The sequence below is a fragment of the Xenorhabdus szentirmaii DSM 16338 genome (assembly GCF_002632585.1).
GTDB classification, from domain to species: Bacteria; Pseudomonadota; Gammaproteobacteria; order Enterobacterales; family Enterobacteriaceae; genus Xenorhabdus; species Xenorhabdus szentirmaii.
In genome coordinates, this window is record NZ_NIBV01000013.1 from 1 (window position 1) to 1,804 (window position 1,804).

Consider the following 1,804-nt stretch of genomic DNA (forward strand, 5'->3'; position numbering starts at 1 on the left):
ATTGCCCTGCTGCACCAGTACCAGCGGGACATCAAGACCGCTGAGCATCGTGGCCGCAAGCTGGAATACCTCGAAGTGACCAAGGATGATATCCGTCTGGCGAACCAGCTCGCGCATGACATCTTAGGCCGGACGCTGGACGAGATGCCGCCGCAGACCCGCAAGTTGTTGCTGTTAATACAGGGTTGGGTCAGGGACAGCGGCCAGCCGCGCCACGAGATGATTTTTACCCGCAAGCAGTTACGCGATGCCGTGCTGTGGGGCGATACCCAGCTCAAACTCCATCTCTCACGGTTGGTTGAAATGGAATACCTGCTGCTGCACCGGCGCGGGCTGACGTTCACCTATGAACTGCTGTTTGACGGCGACGGCAGCGATGCCGCGCACCTGAACGGCTTGATAGTGCCCTGAAAGGGGGTATGACGTGTTCCGGTCGGGGGAAAGAGATAAGCAGTCGCCCCTGGGTCGGCGTGCCGTCGGCAGGTGGTCGGGAACGTAAAATCCCCGCTAAGGCAGAGATAACAAGGCATCACAGAAAAGCGGTCGGATTAGCGCAAAAAACACTGTTCCGGGGGGGGATGAACGAAACGTATCGTAACCGCCCCTTATCACACAGACAGGAGGCTTATCATGGCATCACTGACACTCAGGCAACACATACAGCACTTCCTTGACCACCTCGACGCCCTGCGCTACACACGGGAAACCCGGGCACACTACCGGGGAAACCTGCGGGAATTTATCGCGTGGTGTGACGAACGGGGGATCACGATGGCGCAGCAGGTGAGCTTCCCGCAGCTGGAAAGCTGGCAGCAGAGCCTGACCGCCCAGAAAAACCGGTATGGCCGGCCGATAACGGCCAGCACGATCATCAAAAAACTGACCAGCGTGCGCCACCTGTTCCGCTGGCTGGTGAAGCGGCAGCACCTGCGGTATAACCCGGCGCGGGAGCTGGAGTTGCCCCGCGCCGAGCGACGGTTGCCGTGGGGCATGCTGAACGAGCAGGAAACCCGGCAGGTGCTGGCGATGACCGGGAGCAACAACCCGCTCAGTGTTCGTGACAGGGCGATACTGGAAACGCTGTGGAGCAGTGGCATCCGGCGTTCAGAACTCGCCCGGTTGCAGCTCAGTGAGCTGGATTTAGCGGGCAGCATGTTGTTTGTCCGGCAGGGCAAAGGCCGTCAGGATCGGGTGGTTCCGCTGGGTGAGTCAGCCCGGCATTGGTTGCAGTGCTACCTTAACGATGTCCGCCCGCGTCTGGTGTGGGGGCAAGACCCGGGTTACCTGTTTGTGTCACAACATGGCCGGGGGCTGAATGACAACAACCTGACCCAGATAGTGCGCAATGCGCTCCACCGTGCCAACATCGACAAACCCGGGGGGTGTCACCTGTTCCGGCATGGCATGGCCACACAAATGCTGGAGAACGGCGCAGATACCCGGCATATCCAGGCGATATTGGGCCATGCCAGCCTGGAATCGACCCAGCGATATACCCGGGTGGCTATCGGTCACCTGAAGAAAGTGCATCAGCAGACCCATCCGGCAGAGCGAACAGACCCTCTACCGCCGGATGCGGATACCGAGCCGCCCGAGAGCCGCTCAGGGCACGGCGTTGCTGACGGCACGGCCTCTGACCCTCACGCCCGACGTGGCGGAAAACCCGGGCGTCCCCGTTAGGTTGGGCAGGGTGCGGTGCGGGGGCAGACCGTGACCGGACTGCCCGTCGGCCCCGGCGTCTGCGGGGGTAAATAGGCAATGCGCGGCCTAAGCTGTGGTGTCCCCGTTAAGTCTGTTGTGGCCG

At 61.3% G+C, this 1,804-nt stretch carries 2 protein-coding genes and 1 pseudogene; all 3 read left to right on the forward strand.

The window, feature by feature from the left end:
* A pseudogene (locus Xsze_RS21320) lies at positions 1-411 on the forward strand (DNA primase); the annotation flags it as partial.
* 8 nt (positions 412-419) lie between these two features.
* Positions 420-674 (forward strand): hypothetical protein, encoded by a 255-nt coding sequence (locus Xsze_RS21980; protein ID WP_139837552.1) that lies wholly within the window; start codon positions 420-422, stop codon positions 672-674.
* Entirely contained in the window at positions 631-1,680 is a 1,050-nt protein-coding gene (gene xerC, locus Xsze_RS21325) for a site-specific tyrosine recombinase XerC (protein ID WP_038234955.1), read from the forward strand. The genes Xsze_RS21980 and xerC overlap by 44 nt, the downstream gene beginning before the upstream one ends.
* Positions 1,681-1,804: the final 124 nt, after the last annotated feature.

Coding starts and splice junctions, on each gene's coding strand:
- Xsze_RS21980 (WP_139837552.1), top strand. CDS start 420: ATGACGTGTTCCGGTCGGGGGAAAGAGATAAGCAGTCGCCCCTGGGTC.
- xerC (WP_038234955.1), top strand. CDS start 631: ATGGCATCACTGACACTCAGGCAACACATACAGCACTTCCTTGACCAC.